Source organism: Nocardioides cavernae, from assembly GCF_016907475.1.
In the GTDB taxonomy this organism is placed as follows: Bacteria; Actinomycetota; Actinomycetes; order Propionibacteriales; family Nocardioidaceae; genus Nocardioides; species Nocardioides cavernae.
Window position 1 is genome coordinate 4069876 of sequence record NZ_JAFBCA010000001.1, and the last position, 14528, is coordinate 4084403.

14 protein-coding genes are annotated in these 14528 nt (G+C 72.1%); 3 read left to right on the forward strand and 11 right to left on the reverse strand.

Annotated elements, in window-relative coordinates:
• Positions 1-18: 18 nt before the first annotated feature.
• Together bar and JOD65_RS19215 are read right to left on the reverse strand one after the other, a co-directional pair.
• Positions 19-1125, reverse strand: a complete 1107-nt coding sequence (gene bar, locus JOD65_RS19210; RefSeq protein ID WP_191195004.1) for a barbiturase — start codon at positions 1123-1125, stop codon at positions 19-21.
• A gap of 31 nt (positions 1126-1156) precedes the next feature.
• Positions 1157-2092, reverse strand: a complete 936-nt coding sequence (locus JOD65_RS19215; RefSeq protein ID WP_191195003.1) for a carbamate kinase — start codon at positions 2090-2092, stop codon at positions 1157-1159.
• A 213-nt stretch (positions 2093-2305) separates the two neighbouring features.
• Between JOD65_RS19215 and JOD65_RS19220 the strand changes: the two genes are divergently transcribed.
• The gene (locus tag JOD65_RS19220) at positions 2306-2803 is read left to right on the forward strand and encodes an AAA family ATPase (RefSeq protein WP_191195002.1); all 498 of its coding nucleotides are present in this window, start codon (positions 2306-2308) and stop codon (positions 2801-2803) included.
• A gap of 4 nt (positions 2804-2807) precedes the next feature.
• Here JOD65_RS19220 and JOD65_RS19225 read toward each other — a convergent pair whose 3' ends face one another.
• The 3 genes from JOD65_RS19225 to JOD65_RS19235 are packed head-to-tail and all read right to left on the reverse strand — an operon-like array spanning position 2808 to position 5127.
• A complete protein-coding gene (locus JOD65_RS19225; RefSeq protein WP_307821274.1) occupies positions 2808-4100 on the reverse strand; it encodes an ArsB/NhaD family transporter in 1293 nt (430 codons plus the stop codon).
• Positions 4097-4582 carry a TrkA C-terminal domain-containing protein gene (locus tag JOD65_RS19230; RefSeq protein ID WP_191195001.1) on the reverse strand — a complete coding sequence of 162 codons (486 nt, stop codon included), beginning with the start codon at positions 4580-4582 and terminating at the stop codon, positions 4097-4099. The genes JOD65_RS19225 and JOD65_RS19230 overlap by 4 nt, the downstream gene beginning before the upstream one ends.
• The gene (locus tag JOD65_RS19235; RefSeq protein ID WP_191195000.1) at positions 4579-5127 is read right to left on the reverse strand and encodes an SPFH domain-containing protein; all 549 of its coding nucleotides are present in this window, start codon (positions 5125-5127) and stop codon (positions 4579-4581) included. Before JOD65_RS19235 ends, JOD65_RS19230 begins: the two co-directional genes overlap by 4 nt.
• Positions 5128-5224: 97 nt before the next feature.
• Here JOD65_RS19235 and JOD65_RS19240 point away from each other — a divergent pair, with 97 nt between their 5' ends.
• Positions 5225-6202 (forward strand): sensor histidine kinase, encoded by a 978-nt coding sequence (locus tag JOD65_RS19240; RefSeq protein ID WP_191194999.1) that lies wholly within the window; start codon positions 5225-5227, stop codon positions 6200-6202.
• Positions 6199-6843, forward strand: coding sequence for a response regulator (locus JOD65_RS19245; RefSeq protein ID WP_204811287.1), 645 nt, complete (start codon positions 6199-6201; stop codon positions 6841-6843). Before JOD65_RS19240 ends, JOD65_RS19245 begins: the two co-directional genes overlap by 4 nt.
• Positions 6844-6925: 82 nt before the next feature.
• Here the strand turns inward: JOD65_RS19245 and JOD65_RS19250 are convergent, their stop codons facing one another.
• From JOD65_RS19250 to JOD65_RS19275, 6 genes are read right to left on the reverse strand one after another with little or no spacing between them, the layout of a single operon-like run.
• Positions 6926-7693 carry a class I SAM-dependent methyltransferase gene (locus tag JOD65_RS19250; RefSeq protein ID WP_191194998.1) on the reverse strand — a complete coding sequence of 256 codons (768 nt, stop codon included), beginning with the start codon at positions 7691-7693 and terminating at the stop codon, positions 6926-6928.
• Positions 7690-9030: a lanthionine synthetase LanC family protein gene (locus JOD65_RS19255; RefSeq protein WP_204811289.1), complete on the reverse strand. Its 1341-nt coding sequence runs from the start codon at positions 9028-9030 to the stop codon at positions 7690-7692. The genes JOD65_RS19250 and JOD65_RS19255 overlap by 4 nt, the downstream gene beginning before the upstream one ends.
• 16 nt (positions 9031-9046) lie before the next feature.
• A complete protein-coding gene (locus JOD65_RS19260; protein WP_191194997.1) occupies positions 9047-9526 on the reverse strand; it encodes a group II truncated hemoglobin in 480 nt (159 codons plus the stop codon).
• Between the two features lie 56 nt (positions 9527-9582).
• Complete coding sequence (locus JOD65_RS19265) at positions 9583-10251, reverse strand: SDR family oxidoreductase (RefSeq protein WP_191194996.1); 669 nt, start codon at positions 10249-10251, stop codon at positions 9583-9585.
• Positions 10251-12248 (reverse strand): hydantoinase B/oxoprolinase family protein, encoded by a 1998-nt coding sequence (locus JOD65_RS19270; protein WP_191194995.1) that lies wholly within the window; start codon positions 12246-12248, stop codon positions 10251-10253. Before JOD65_RS19270 ends, JOD65_RS19265 begins: the two co-directional genes overlap by 1 nt.
• Positions 12245-14332, reverse strand: coding sequence for a hydantoinase/oxoprolinase family protein (locus JOD65_RS19275; RefSeq protein ID WP_191194994.1), 2088 nt, complete (start codon positions 14330-14332; stop codon positions 12245-12247). Before JOD65_RS19275 ends, JOD65_RS19270 begins: the two co-directional genes overlap by 4 nt.
• Positions 14333-14528: the final 196 nt, after the last annotated feature.

Here is a 14528-nt window from a genome sequence, read left to right on the forward strand (position 1 = left end):
GAGGGTGTGGACGAAACCTCAGCCCAGGTCGACGATCGCGGCGACCGGGCCGCCACCCTCGGGGCCCTGGTGGGCGGCGGAGACCGACACGAAGACCGCCGGGTCGCCGGTGACGGCGGCGGTGACGCCGCCGACGCACGACTTGATCTGGCGGTGCCAGTGCACGTCGGAGTCGTCGAGCATCGCGTTGCGGCGCCCGCGGACCATGCCGTCCTGGCTGGCCTCGCACTTGAGGAAGACGTTGACCAGCTTGCCGTCGAGGTCGCTGGTGCGCGGACGCTCGGGCAGGTCGAGGCCGGCGGACCGGATCGCCTCCCAGATGCCGTCCGCGTCGAGGGCGTCCTCCATCACCGAGTGGCCGATGCGGTAGCGGCCGCCGACCCCCTTCGCGTTGCCGACGACGACGATCTGCGCCTGGTCGAGCTCGACGCCCGAGGAGCAGGAGGCGACCGAGGAGTAGAGCTCACGGCTGTGCATGACGTCGGCGTCGGTGGGCATCTCGATCTCGCCGAGTGCGACGGCGATGCCGAGGCCGGTGACGCCGTTGGAGAGGTCCATCGACTCGTGGGTGTGCTCGGTCCAGACCTTCTTGCCGCGCGCCTTGGCGTCGCGGATGGTGTGGATGGTCAGCAGCGGGGTCTTGGTCTGCACGTAGTGCACGTCGGCGGGGTCGGTGATCCCGGCGCGCTCCATGGCGACCTTCACGCCCGCCGCGACCTTCTCGATCATCGCGGTGTAGCCGATCTCCTCGGGCAGGATCGCCTCGCTCATCGCGAAGCCCGCGGTCAGCCGCATCTCCTCGCGCGACGGGTCGTCCTCGGGGACGTCGGTCGTGGCGAAGATCGTGGCGTGCGGGCTGATGACACCGTCGGTGCCGCCGGACCAGACGATCGGGATGCCCTTGACCTGCTCCGGGTCGGCGCCCTTGGCGACCAGCGCCTCACGGAACGCGCGGTCGGCGATGATCCGGGTGTAGTCGTTGACGCCGCCGTTGCCCTCGGTCTTGCCGATGATCGCGAAGACCCGGTCGGCGGCGATGACGCCGTCGTCGACGAGCTTCGTCAGCTCGGAGGCGTCGGCCACGGAGTGGATGGGGACCTTGCGGACTTCGATGGCGCTGGGCATGGGGTTCCTTTCGAGCGGAGTGCAGGATGGTTCAGGCGGGTACGACGACGGTGCCGGCGTCGCCGCCGACGGCCGCGGTGATCTGGTCGAGGCTGGTGATGACGCCGGTGCCGCCGGTGGTCTCGACGAAGCGGCAGACCGCATCGACCTTGGGCCCCATCGAGCCGGACGCGAAGTGGCCGTCGGCGGCGTGGGCGCGCAGCTGCTCGACGGTGATCCGGCCCAGGGGCTCGGCGTCGGGTTCGCCCCAGCGGATCACGGCGTTGGGCACGTCGGTGGCGATGACGAGCACGTCGGCGCCGGTGGTGCGGGCGAGCAGGGCGGCGCCGAGGTCCTTGTCGATGACGGCCTCGACGCCGACGAGCGAGCCGTCGGGACGGCGTACGTGCGGGATGCCGCCACCGCCGTTGGCGACGACGACGTAGCCGGCCTCGATGAGGGCGACCGCGGCCGGGGCGTCGAGGATCTCCTGCGGCTCGGGCGACGCGACGACGCGGCGCCACCCCTTCTCGCCGCGGTCCTCCCAGGTCTCGCCGTGGTCGACGAGCACCCTGGCCTCGGCCTCGGGCAGGTGGCGCCCGATCGGCTTGGTCGGACGCGTGAAGCCCTCGTCGTCGGCGTCCACCAGCGTGCGGGTGACGAGGGCGGCGCTGCGCCGGTCGATCCCCCGGGCGGCGAGCTCGTGGTCCAGCGCATCCATCAGGACGAAGCCGAGCGTGGCCTGCGTCTGCGCACCGCACCAGTCCAGCGGGACCGGGGGTACGACGCTCGCTGCGAGCTCGTTCTTGACGAGCAGGTTGCCGACCTGGGGGCCGTTGCCGTGGGTGATCACGACGTCGTGGTCGTGCTCGAGCAGACCGGCGACCGCGGCCATCGCGACCTGCGCCGCCTCGATCTGGTCCTCGGGGCGCGCCCGGCCGTCGGCGTTCGTCATGGCGTTGCCACCGAGTGCGAGCAGGACCCTCATGCGGCAACCGTAGTGATCCGGACCACGCCTCCCCATCGGCAACTGTTGTCAGCGTGACGCCGGGAGACGGTCAGGTGTTGCCCATCGGCCGGACTGAGGCGTGGCCGCGGGTGGCGCCCGGGCCACACGTGTCCGCGATGTTGCCCATCGATCGGATCGTCGGGGGCGCCATCTCGGACACGTGTGGCGGAGACGGTCGTCGATACTGGCCCGGTGGGCGTCCGGAACTACCTCGTCGAAGGTGTCTCGTGCACCGGCAAGACCAGCGTGGCGACCGAGCTCGAACGCCGCGGCCACCACGTGGTGCACGGCGACCGCGAGCTGGCCTACCAGGGCGACCCGGTCACCGGCGAGCCCCTGCCGGGTGCACAGCACGAGCACCACGTCTGGGACGTCGACCGCGTTCGCGACATCGTCGCCGATCGCGCGGCGCCCGCGACGTTCTTCTGCGGCGGCTCGCGCAACATCGGCGTGTTCGTGGACCTCTTCGACGAGGTGTTCGTGCTCGAGGTGGACCGTGCGACGCTCACCGCCCGCCTCGACGAGCGTCCCCCGGACGAGTACGGCGCACTCCCGGAGGAGCGCGAGCTGGTCCTGCGACTCCACCGGACCCAGGAGGACGTCCCGGCCGGCACCCCCGTCGACGCGACCCGGACGGTCACTGAGGTCGTCGACGAGATCCTCCGCAGGGCCGGCCTCCCGCCCGCCTGAGCCACTACGCCCAGGCGAAGTAGCGGAGGTAGACGTAGACCCAGGCGACCAGCAGCGTCGCGACGGTCACCACGACGCCGTACTTGGTGAAGCCCCAGAAGCTGATCGGCTCCCCCGCCTTGGCGGCGATGCCGAGCACGACGACGTTGGCGCCGGCCGCGACCGCGGTGGCGTTGCCGCCGAGGTCCGCTCCGAAGACGAAGGCCCACCACAGCGGGCTGTCCGCACCGGACGTCGTCGTCGTGGCGACCATGTCCTCGACGATCGGCACCGTGGCGGTCGTGTAGGGGATGTTGTCGACGAAGGCGCCGATCACGCCGGAGCCGAAGAGCAGGGCCGTCGCGCCGAGCAGCTCCCGGTCGCCCATCGCCTCCGCGGCCCACTCGCCGACCGCGCCGATGACGCCGACCTGCACCAGCGCGCCGACCAGCACGAACAGCGCCATGAAGAAGGCGAGGGTGTCCCACTCGACCTCCTCGAGGAACTCCTCGGGCTCGGTCCGCGAGACCAGCACCATCGCGCCGGCGCCCATCATCGCCACGACCGACGGGTCGAGGTGGAGCACGGTGTGCAGGCCGAACGCGATCATCACCAGGAACAGCACCACCAGGCACCGGCGCAGCATCCGGAGGTTGGTGATCGCCTCGGCCGGGCGGAGGTCGTCGAGCCCGTGCACGTCGACCTCGTGGTCGAGGTCCTTGCGGAAGAGCCAGCGCGCCATCACGACGAAGAGCGCCAGCAGGATGATCGTCAGAGGCAGCGAGTGCACGAGGAAGTCGACGAAGCTCAGCCCGGCCCGGCTGCCGATGATGATGTTGGGCGGGTCGCCGATCAGGGTGGACATGCCGCCGATGTTGGAGGCCAGGATCAGCGAGATGAGGTACGGCGCGGGCGGCAGACCGAGCCTCCGGCAGACCGACAGCGTGACCGGAGCGACCAGCAGCACGCACGTCACGTTGTCGAGGATCGGCGAGACGGCAGCCGTGATCAGCACGAGCAGCACGAGCAGCTTGTAGGGCTCTCCGCCGGAGCGCTGCGCCGCCCACAGCGCCAGGAACTCGAAGAGCCCGGTCTGCTTGAGCACGCCGACGATGATCATCATCCCGAAGAGCAGGAAGATGACGTTCCAGTCGACGCCCGTGTGCTCCTCGAAGAAGGCGGTCTCGGCGTCGACGAGGCCGATGACGACCATGCCGGCCACGCCGCCGAGGGCCGCGGCGACGCGGTGGACGCGCTCGGTCGCGATGAGGGCATAGGCGACGATGAAGACCGCCAGGGCGGCGGAGGTGAGGATCACGCGACCCGCCTGGGCACGCCGAAGGCGCGGGCTGAACGCGCCGGGTCGTCCGTGTCCTCGGCCCAGGTGGCGAGCCGGCCGTAGCGGCTGACCGACCGCAGCCGCTCCTCCACCTGCGCGACCTGGCCCAGGGCGGCGACGACGAGGACCTGGTCGCCGGCGCGCAGGCCGGTGCGGGCGTCGGGGACGAGCACCTCCTTCCCGCGCGCGAGGATGGCGACCCCCGACCCGTTCGGCAGCCGCAGCTCGCCGACCTCGACGCCGGACAGCCGCGAGGCGGGCTCGACCTCGAAGCGCAGCAGGACCGCGTCGAGCCGGTCGAGGGTGGCGAACCCGATCGACACCTTGTGCACGAAGCTGCCCTTCTCCTGCCAGCGGGGCTGGCGTCCACGCCCGATCGCGAGCCCGACGGCGAAGCCGATCGCGGAGGCGATGAGGGCGACGGAGACCGCCACCTCGAGCAGGTAGGGCGTGTCGCTCATCCGGGGTTCCCTGTCAGGCGGGCCTCGACCTCGGTGACCGCCAGCGCGGTGGCCGCGGTGCCGACCGGCAGCTGTCGGGTGAGCTGGCGGGGCCACTGCGTCTCGAGGGCCTCGAGGTCGTCGACGAGCGACTCCACCTCGAGCTGCTCGACGGCCCGGGCCACGGTGTCCTCGGCGAGCCGCGCGGCCTGCGCCGGCGGGACGTACGCCGCGCCCGGCTCGACGTCGCGCACCTGCACCGTCAGGTCGGCGAGGGCGACGACGTCGACGCCGTCGCTGGTCCGCGAGCGAATCACCAGCGGCACCACGCGCGGGTCTGTCGTCACGGGCTCGAACCGCTCGAGACCCGGCCAGCGGGCGACGAAGCCGTTGCGCCGGACGCGCACGACCTCGCCCCTCCGGACCACGAGGACGAGCTCGCCGGGGCCCACGCGACGTACGCACATCAGAGTGGCGAACAGCAGGCCCGGCCCGACGATCACCAGCCACACCACCCACGCCGCCCCGGTCGGGTCGACGGCGGTGTTCTCGTCCGGTGGCGGCATGCCACGAAGTCTTCGCGGACCGGGTGGTCGCGACCATGGGTGCCTGACCCCATCTGCATTGGGCTGGGACTGGGCCGGGGATGGGAGGGTTGGCGACATGCGTCTGCCCGGCCACCTCCCGCTGTTCTGGACGATCTGCCTGATCAACGGCGTCGTGCTCGTGGTCGCGGCGCTGCTGCTGCTCTTCTCCCCCGCCCGCGTCTCGGCCGACGCCGTGCCGTCGGAGATCGTCGTGATCGGCGTCGGGCTGGTGGTGATGATCCTGACCAACGCGCTCCTCATCCGCTGGGCGCTCGCGCCGCTGCACCGCCTCATCGCGCGACTCGAGGACATCGAGCACCTCGAGCCGACCGAGCTTCCCGAGGAGGGGTCCGGCCCGGTCCTCGGCATTGCGCGGAGCGTCAACGGGCTCCTCGCCCGCCTCGCCGAGGAGCGCCGCACCGGGGACGCGCGAGCGCTTGCCGCGCAGGAGGCTGAGCGGCACCGCATCGCCCAGGAGCTGCACGACGAGGTCGGGCAGAGCCTGACGGTCGTCCTGCTGGGCCTCAAGCAGCTGGAGTCGCAGTCGCCGCCCGCACTGGTGCCCGAGCTGGCGGCGGTCCGCGAGAGCGCCCGTGCCGGCCTCGACGACGTACGCCGGGTGGCGCGGCGGCTGCGTCCGGGAGTCCTGGAGGACCTCGGCCTGGCGAGCGCGCTGGCCGCGCTGGCGACCGAGTTCGCCGACCACAGCTCCGCGTCGGTGCGCCGCTCGTTCGCGCCCGGCCTGCCGGCACTGAGCCCGGAGGCCGAGGTGGTGGTCTACCGGGTGGCCCAGGAGGCGCTCACCAACGCCGCCCGGCATGCCGACGCCCGCTCGGTCGAGCTCTCGCTGCAACGGCTCGGCGCCCACGTCGTGCTGGAGGTGCGCGACGACGGCCGCGGCTTCACCGGCCTCACCGAGGGGTCGGGGCTGATGGGGATGCGTGAGCGCGCCGCGCTGGTCCGCGCCGAGCTGTCGGTGATCAGCCAGCCGCGCCACGGCACCACGGTGCGGCTCAAGGTGCCCGTCGACACGACTGCGGAGGCGAGCGCGTGATCCGGATCCTGCTGGCCGACGACCACACGCTGGTGCGCCGCGGCGTACGCCTCATCCTCGAGCAGGAGCCCGACCTGTCCGTCGTCGCCGAGGCCGCCGACGGCGCCGAGGCCGTCGAGCGAGTGCGCGACACCGAGGTCGACCTCGTCGTGCTCGACATCGCGATGCCTCGGATGACCGGGCTGCAGGCGGCCGCCGAGATCGCCCAGCGCCGCAACCCGCCCAAGATCCTGATGCTGTCGATGCACGACAACGAGCAGTACTTCTTCGGCGCCCTCAAGGCCGGTGCGAGCGGGTACGTCCTCAAGTCCGTCGCCGACGAGGACCTCGTCAGCGCCTGCCGGGCGGCGATGCGCGGCGAGACGTTCCTCTACCCCGGCGCCGAGAGCACGCTCGTGCGCGACTGGCTCGACCGGATGCGTCGGGGTGAGCGGGTGCCGACGTCGGTGCTCACCGCGCGCGAGGACCAGGTGATCAAGCTGATCGCCGAGGGTCGCTCCTCGCGCGAGATCGCCAAGGACCTGCACATCGCGCTCAAGACCGTCGAGGGGCACCGCGCCAACATCCTCGGCAAGCTCGGGATGCGCGACCGCGTCGAGCTGACCCGCTACGCGATCCGGGCCGGCCTGATCGAGCCGTAGGGGCCTGCCCGGCCGCACGTGCGGCGGTTGTGGCCCCTGGAACGGCCGTTCGAGGGCCAGAACCGCCGCACGTGCGTCGATCTCACCCGTCGCTGGCGAGCCGAGCGAGGTGCAGGGTGATGTCGCCGACCACGTCCACCTGCGGCGGCAGCACGGCCAGGATCCTGCCGAACGCGGCCTCCCTGTCGATGGGCGGGAGCTCGAGGTAGGCGGAGACGGTCGACAGGAGCCCGACGTAGTCGAGCGCCGACACCGTCGTACGACGGTCCAGCTCGACCTGCCTGACGTCGGTGAACAGCTCGGACCTGGACAGCTCGGTGCCTGGCCACTGCATGGCGGCGCTGTCGGGCGTGCCGTCCGGCGACGGTACGTCGTCGTCGGCGAGCCAGGGGGCGCGCGCGCAGCGCACCGCGTCCTCCAGCCCGGGGTCGGCGAGGTCCAGCGGACCGCCGAACGACGCCAGGACGCCCCCGGGCTCGAGCAGCTTGGCGGCGCGCTCCCACCGACCCTCGGCCCTGGTCCAGTGCAGGGCCGCCGCGGCGTACACGAGGTCGTAGGTCGAGGTCAGCGGCAGCTCCTCGAACGTGGCCCGCACCGTGCGCACCGAGTCGGGGACGTGCCGTTCGAGCTCGGCGAGCATCGCGGCGTCCGGCTCGGTCGCGGTGACCGCAAGCCCGCGCGCCGCAAACACCCGCGTCGCCTTGCCCGTGCCCGCGCCGATCTCGAGGGCCGTCGCGACGGGCCCACCGGCGTAGGCCAGCACGGCGTCGACCAGCGCTCCCGGGTAGCCGGGTCGGAAGCGCTCGTAGGCCGCCGCCACGGATCCGAAGGACAGCGCACGCGAGGTCACGGCAGGTTCCACCAGGTGTCGAGGCGCGCGAGCGCGGGCGTCGTACGTCCCTCGCGCAGGACGCGCGCGAGGCGCATGAGGTACGCCGCGATGCCGGCCGCACCCTGCATCCAGCCGACGCCGGGCGGGAGCAGCGGGTCGTCGTTGCGGTGCTCGGTGAAGCGCCAATGTGCGCGGTCACCTTCGCCTGCTCCTCGATCGACCAGGGCCCGCTCGACGAGCGCGTCGCCGAGGACCTGCGCGAAGACGAGGTCGTCGTCCACCCCGAGCCGCTGCCAGGCATCGAGGAAGACCTCGCCCACCCCGGCGGTGCCGCAGCAGCGGCCGTCGTTGTCCCAGAAGCCGGGTCGCAGGCGCTCGGGGATCCCGGACGTGCGGATGCTGTGCAGGCAACGGCGGTGCCACTGCGCCGGCGTCTCCCCCGCGACCGCAGCGACGCCCGCGTGCTCGAGGGCGGTGAAGAGCAGGGAGGTGCCGGTCGGACCGTGGCACCAGCTGTAGGTGACCTCGTCCATGTCGGGCTGGTTCGGGATCACGTGCGGCACGACCAGACCACCGTCACTCGTGTCACCCAGCGTCACGAGGTGCTCGGCGCCGCTTCGAGCGGCCTCGACGAGGTCGGCCCGGTCGAGCTCGGAACCGGCCACGGCGAGCGCAGCGGCGATCCCGGACAGCCCGTGCGACCAGTTGGGCATCTGGCGGTCGCGGCGCTCGGGGGGCAGGTCGACGGCGAAGCGTCGCGGGACGAAGACCCAGTTGGTGCCCGCATCCGTCGGCTCGCCCTCGGCCAGGAGGATGCCCGCCGTCCTCGTGGCCAGCGCCTCCGCGCCGGGGACTCCGTGCCGGTGCGCCCAGACCGCGCCGAGCAGGTTGCCGGCCGTGCCGAGGGTGGCGTCGTTGATCCGGGTGTGCGGTGCGTACGGCGGGGACTCCATCCACGGTTGCTCCCAGCCGTCGTCGGTCGCGAGCTCGGCCAGCCGGGCGACCGCCTCCACGGACCCGTCAGCCTGCAGTGCCGACAGGACCCCGAGGTCGCTGACCAGGCCGTCGAAGTAGGAGTACGTCGTGGTGGTGGCCAGCTTGCCCCGGACCCGGTCGACGATGCCGTCGGCGAGCCGCTGCTCCTCGTCGGTCCACCCCCGCGTCCCGCGGACCTCGGCCAGCACGTGCGCCAGGCCGCCGATGCCGCTGTGCAAGCCGTCGCGCTCGTCCTCCGGCGGCATGCCGTCGTGCGGGACGGACACCGGGATCCACGGCCCGTCGTCCCACCGCACCTGGTCGAGCACCCAGCGCCAGGCCGCCTCACCGAGGTCGGCGTACGTGTCGTGCGAGGTCATCCGGCGTTCCTCCCGTTCATCCCTGGTAGGGCGGCGCGACGCCCCAGCCCCACCGCGGGGTGGGCGCGTGCTCGACGACCTGCGCTCCCGGCCGGGAGTTCTCCATCGCCAGCCGGGTGCCCCACTCGAGGTAGCCGATGATCGCAGCGCGGAACTCCGGGTCGGCCGGGAGGTCCGCGTCGTCGGCGGCGAGACTCATCGTGGCGGCGAAGCGGTGCCGCTGCTCAGGGGTGATGTCGAGCCCCACGTGGTGGCGGAGCATCGACTCGTAGCCGCCGTGCCGATCGGTGTAGGTCGTCGGCCCGCCGAGCACCTCGGCCCACCAGTCGGTGACGTGCTCCCGGTGCCCTTGCGACACCCCACCGGGGAAGAAGCCGGCCAGGATGTCGTCGGCCTGGACGCGGTCGTAGAAGGAGTCGATCATCCGCCGCAGCGGGTCGAGGCCGCCCGCCCACTCGTACAGCGTCGGCAGCCCCGGCTCGTCCACTCCACCCATGCAGGCATTCCACCGCACGGGACGCACGGCCGCACCTGCAATTTCCGCGCGGCAGGTCAGCGCCGCTGCACCATCGCGTCCAGCACGCGCGTGCCCACGGGCAGCCCGTGGTCGTCGTAGTAGGCGAACATCGCCGACAGCCAGGGATGGGTGCCGGGGTCGGCGACCCGACGCACCGGGACGCCCGCCTCGTCGGCCAGCTCACGCACGGTCGCGACGCGCGTCGCGAGCTCGTACGTCGCTCCCCCGTGGCCGGGCTCGGTCAGGACGACGGCCGCGGCGCGACCGAGGTCGGCGAGGTCGAGGAAGCCGAACCGGACGTCCGGCGAGTAGGGCAGGTCGAGCGGACCGGTGAGGTCGAGGTTCTGGAGGTAGGCGCCGGGCTGCAGGATCGTCCACCCGAGCCCGCTGCGCCGGACCAGGTCCTCGCTGACCGCCTTGCCGAGGTGGTGCGGCATCGCGGGCGCGTAGGGCGAGGCGACGGAGTGGTAGACGACCCGCTCGACCCCGGCACTGCCGAGCGCGGCCAGTGCGGAGGCGACGTACGCCGGCTCGTCGGGGTGCAGGTTGGGCGCGATGACGTACGCCGCCTCGCAGCCGGCCACCTCCGACGCGAGGTCCGGCCAGTCGGCCCGCCCCAGCGGCCGGGCGTCGACGCCCCGGTCGGCCAGCGCCGAGCAGACCGCGCGACCGGTCTTCCCGTGCCCGCCGAGGACGGCGATCATCAGACCCGGTCGACCTCGGCGAACGCCGCGCCGTCGGCCAGCGAGGCGTAGCCAGGGCCGCGGTCGAAGAACGCGTCGTCGTCCTTGCTCCAGGCGGCACGACCCGCGCGCTCGGCAGAGGTGGCCGCGTCGTCGAAGCCCAGGGTCCCGTCGTCCGCGGAGCCGGTCAGCACCACGCCGTAGTCGCGCAGCGCAGCCTCGGCCGACACCTTGCGCCAGACCACGTCGCGGACCACGGACTCCGGGTCGCGAGCGAGCGGGTCGCCCCAGCCGCCGCCACCCGTCGTACGGATCCGGACGAGCTGGCCGGCCTTGATCTCCTCGGCGTCGGCGAGGGCGTCGACCTCGCGCTCGTCGGGGCCGCCGGGGTCGATGACGACCTGGAACGGCATGCCGGCCTTGCCGCCGCGCACGCCCCAGCAGGCCAGGATCGAGCGGTCGGCGATCGACATGAAGTGCGCGTCCTTGAGCATCCGGATGTGCTTCTCGTAGCCGAGGCCGCCGCGGAACTCCCCCGCGCCGCCGGAGTCCTGGGCCAGGCCGAGGCGCTCGACGATGAACGGGAAGCGCGACTCGGTGAACTCCGTCGGCAGGTTGCGGGAGTCGGGCACGACGTGGATGGTGTCCTCGCCGTCGGCGTAGTAGCGACCGCCGGAGCCGCCGCCGAGCACCTCGCGCATGAGGTAGTCGTTGTCGTCGAGGTCCTTGCCGTAGACGCCGGTGTAGCGGATCGTCTCCTGGTCGGCGGGCATCTTGCCGTCGACGGCCTTGGCGACGACGCCGGCCAGCACGCCGAGCAGCCGCAGGATCACGAACGTGCGGGCGTTGGTCGGGCCCGGGTGGATCGGCGTGAGCAGGGTGCCCTTCTCGGGGAAGCGCATCTCGATCAGCGGCACGATGCCCTCGTTGACGTCGAGCTCGGCCATCCGCTCGGGGGTGTCGGCGAGGTTGCGCAGGATCGGCGCGAGCCACTTCTTCAGGAAGTTGCCGCCGACGTAGTCACCACAGTGGTTGATCGGCCCCTTCGCCTGCGCGCTGGTGCCGGTGAAGTCGATGATCAGCCGCGGCCCGGCGGGACGCCCCATCTCGGGGTCGGCCGGGGCGTCGCTCACCTTGGTCAACGTGATCCGCTGCGTGTGCAGCTGCGGCTCGTCGACGCCGTCGTGCTCGGCGTAGTCCTCCCAGACGTAGGTGCCGTCGGGGATCTTGGAGAGGATCTCGCGCCGGTAGGTCTCGGTCGTGGTGTCGAGGATCGCGTCGAACGCCGTCTCGATCGCCTCGCGGCCGTAGCGCTCGAACAGCTCGCCGAGCCTGCGCGCCCCCATCAGGCAGGCGGAGCACTCGGCGTCGAGGTCGGCGGCGAGGCTGTCGGGCATCCGCGAGTTGCGGGTCATGATCCGCAGCGCCGACTTGTTGGGCACGCCGGCGTCCCACAGCTTGATCGGCGGGACGGCCAGCCCCTCCTCGTAGACGGTGGTCGCGTTGCTGGGCATCGAGCCCGGGACGGCGCCGCCGATGTCGTCGTGGTGGCCGAACGCTTGCACGAAGGCGACGACCTCACCCTCGTGGAAGACCGGCACGGTGACGCACAGGTCGGGCAGGTGGCCGATGCCGCCTTCGGACTCGTAGACGTCGTTGTGGAAGAAGACGTCGCCCTCGCGCATCTCGTCGATCGGGTAGTCGCGCACGATCGGGTGCACGAGCGCGCTGTAGGAGCGGCCGGTCAGCTTGCGCAGCTGTCGGTCGTGGATGCCCGCGCGGAAGTCGTGGGCGTCGCGGATCATCGGCGAGCGGCTGGTGCGACCGATCGCGGTCTCGACCTCCATCTCGACGCTGGCGAGCGTGCCCTGGACGATCTCGACCAGGATCGGGTCGACGCTCGACCCCTCGGCCGTCAGGCGGCCGCCGTGCTCGTAGGCGGTCGGCAGGCCGGCCGGGTTCACCGGCTTGGCGGTGACGTACGACGGGTCCACTGCGCGGGTGCTGACGTCGGTCATCGGGCCGACTCCTTCCGGATCACGAGGTTGGCCCAGTCGTCGACCACGACCTCGAAGCCGGGGTGGACGGGGATGGTCGAGCCGAACTCCTCGACGATGGCCGGCCCGCTGAAGGTGTCGCCGGCGCCCAGGTCGGCGCGCCAGACGACCGGGGTGTCGATGTAGCCCTGCTCGGCGTCGAAGCAGACCTCGCGCCGGCTGCGGACGGCGCGCTCGAGGACGTCGCCCTCGGCCTTGTCGAGGGTGGGGATCTCGGGCCGGGTGATCGGGCCGATGCCGGTGACGCGGAGGTTGACCCACTCCACCTGCTGGTCGCGGTCACCGCGGAAGTCGTAGCCGTAGAGCTGGCGGTGGTCGGCGTGGAAGGCGTCCGCGACCTGCTCGACGTACGCCGCGTCGACGACGCCCTCGGGGGCGGCGACGCGGACCTCGTAGGCCTGCCCGACGTAGCGCACGTCGATGGTGCGCTGGAAGCGGTGCTGGTCGGCGGTGAAGCCCTCCTTGGCGAGCGCCGCCCGGGCCCGGTCGGTGAGGTCGTCGAGGATCGACTGGACGGCCGCGTGGTCGAGCGCGGACTCCTTGGCGACGTGGGTCTGGACGTAGTCGTTCTTCACGTCGACGGTCAGCAGGCCGAAGGCGCTCACGTTGCCCGGGTTGGGGGGGACGACGACGCCGGCGAGGTCGAGGATGTCCACGAGCCGACAGGCCAGCAGCGATCCGGAGCCGCCGAAGGTCGTCAGCATGAAGTCGCGGACGTCGAGACCGCGCTTGACGCTGACCTGCCGCAGGGCGTTGGCCTGGTTCCATGCCGAGATCTCCAGGATGCCGGTGGCGCAGCGCTCGAAGTCGAGGCCGAGCTGGCCGGCGAGGTCGGCGATGCCCGTCCGGGCGGCCTCCACGTCGAGCGGGATCTCGCCGCCGAGCAGGTGGGGAGGGATCCGGCCGAGGGTGACGTGGGCGTCGGTGATGGTCGGCTGGGTGCCGCCCTTGGCGTAGCAGAGCGGGCCCGGGTCGGCGCCGGCCGAGTGCGGACCGACCTTGAGGGTGCCCTCGGGCGACAGCCAGGCGATCGAGCCGCCGCCGGCGCCGACGGTGACGACGTCGATCATCGGGATCTTGCTCGGGTAGGCACCGACCGTGCCCTCGGTGGTGAGGGTCGGCTCGCCGTCGAGGACGACGGAGACGTCGGTCGACGTGCCGCCGCCGTCGCAGGTGAGGATCTTGGGGAAGCCGGCGACCTTGGCGATCAGTGCCGCACCCAGCGCGCCGGCCGCGGGGCCCGACAGCACGGTGGTGATCGGCTGGTGGACGACCTCGTCGGCCGACAGCACGCCGCCGTTGGACTTCATCACGTAGAACGGGATCTCGTTGCCGGTGAACCCGAGCAGCCGGTCGGAGATGTTGGTGACGTAGCGGCTGACGTTGGGCTTCACTGCCGCGTCGACGAGCGTGGTCATCGAGCGCTCGTACTCGCGGTACTCGCGGAGCACCTCGCTCGAGATCGAGACGATCGCGTCGGGGTGCTCGCGGCGCAGGATGTCGCGCATCCGCAGCTCGTGGGCGTCGTTGGCGTAGGCGTGGATCAGGCAGACGCCGATGGTGGTGATGCCCTGGTCCTTGAACCAGCGGGCCGCCGCGACGGCCGCCTCCTCGTCGAAGGGGCGGATCTCGGCGCCGGTGAAGTCGAGGCGACCCCCCACCGTGCGCACGCGGTCCGCCGGGACGATGCGGTCCGGCTTGACCCAGAAGTAGGAGTTGCCGTAGCCGTCGGGCACCGACTGGCGGGCGATCTCGAGCATGAACTCGTAGCCCTCGGTGGTGATGAAGCCGAGCGCCTCGACCTTGCCCTCGAGCAGCTTGTTGGTCGCCACCGTCGTGCCGTGCGACACGGCCGTGATGTCGCTGCCCCCGGCACCGACGATGCCGAGGATCTTCTCGATGCCGGCGATGAAGCCGTCGGCCGGGTTGCCCGGCGTGCTGGGGGTCTTCGTGGTGACCAGCTCACCCGAGTCCTCGTCGAAGGCGACCACGTCGGTGAACGTGCCCCCGGTGTCGATGCCGATCCTGATCCGCCGCGCGCTCATGGGGACGATTCAACAGATCCGGCCGCCCTGGTGACCACGGCAGAGTTTGCCGACGGATCGCCACTTCCTCGGCAAGACCTGCCGGGTGACGCGTGACGCGAGGACGTCAGGGGACAAAGGCGAAGGGCCCTCGGCGGTATGAGCGCCAAGGGCCCTTCTGGTGAGGCTCAGGTCGCCGTGGCGTCCAGCTCCTCGG

Coding starts and splice junctions, on each gene's coding strand:
- JOD65_RS19240 (WP_191194999.1), top strand. CDS start 5,225: ATGCGTCTGCCCGGCCACCTCCCGCTGTTCTGGACGATCTGCCTGATC.
- bar (WP_191195004.1), bottom strand. CDS start 1,125: ATGCCCAGCGCCATCGAAGTCCGCAAGGTCCCCATCCACTCCGTGGCC.
- JOD65_RS19265 (WP_191194996.1), bottom strand. CDS start 10,251: ATGATCGCCGTCCTCGGCGGGCACGGGAAGACCGGTCGCGCGGTCTGC.
- JOD65_RS19260 (WP_191194997.1), bottom strand. CDS start 9,526: ATGGGTGGAGTGGACGAGCCGGGGCTGCCGACGCTGTACGAGTGGGCG.
- JOD65_RS19215 (WP_191195003.1), bottom strand. CDS start 2,092: ATGAGGGTCCTGCTCGCACTCGGTGGCAACGCCATGACGAACGCCGAC.
- JOD65_RS19270 (WP_191194995.1), bottom strand. CDS start 12,248: ATGACCGACGTCAGCACCCGCGCAGTGGACCCGTCGTACGTCACCGCC.
- JOD65_RS19230 (WP_191195001.1), bottom strand. CDS start 4,582: ATGAGCGACACGCCCTACCTGCTCGAGGTGGCGGTCTCCGTCGCCCTC.
- JOD65_RS19235 (WP_191195000.1), bottom strand. CDS start 5,127: ATGCCGCCACCGGACGAGAACACCGCCGTCGACCCGACCGGGGCGGCG.
- JOD65_RS19275 (WP_191194994.1), bottom strand. CDS start 14,332: ATGAGCGCGCGGCGGATCAGGATCGGCATCGACACCGGGGGCACGTTC.
- JOD65_RS19255 (WP_204811289.1), bottom strand. CDS start 9,030: ATGACCTCGCACGACACGTACGCCGACCTCGGTGAGGCGGCCTGGCGC.